1 protein-coding gene is annotated in these 377 nt (G+C 55.7%); it reads right to left on the bottom strand.

The window, feature by feature from the left end:
- Positions 1 to 377: serine hydrolase (locus NE664_15915; GenBank protein MCQ4728121.1), on the bottom strand; the 377-nt coding region annotated here is incomplete at both ends.

The following is a 377-nucleotide window of genomic DNA, read 5'->3' as shown; positions in this document are numbered from 1 at the left end:
AATACGTCATCACAATCTCCTGCACCGCCAGCTGGTTCAATGTGCTGGAGCCGCCGCTGGTTAACACGGCACAGGAAATCTGTTCCTCCGGAAGAACCGTCAGGCTGCCGTGATAGAAGTTCGTATCGCCGCCCTTAACAAGGGCCTTTATCCCATAGCGGCTGAATGGATACGTCTCCACGCTGTCCCAGCCAAGCCCATAGGATAAGGTCGTATCGCAGCCCTTCGGATTGATCTCCTCATGATAACGGCTGGTTTCCATGGCAGTCAGCGCTCCGTCGGACAGCAGCCTGGCATTGCCGCTTCTGTTCCTCATAAAGATTTCCGAAAAACGGCACAGGTCCATGGCAGTCGCGTAAATGCCGCCGCTGCCGATC

This window comes from Anaerotignum faecicola, from assembly GCA_024460105.1.
In the GTDB taxonomy this organism is placed as follows: Bacteria; Bacillota; Clostridia; order Lachnospirales; family Anaerotignaceae; genus JANFXS01.
The sequence above is the reverse complement of the archived record's forward strand: the minus strand, read 5'-3'. Positions and strand labels throughout refer to the sequence as shown.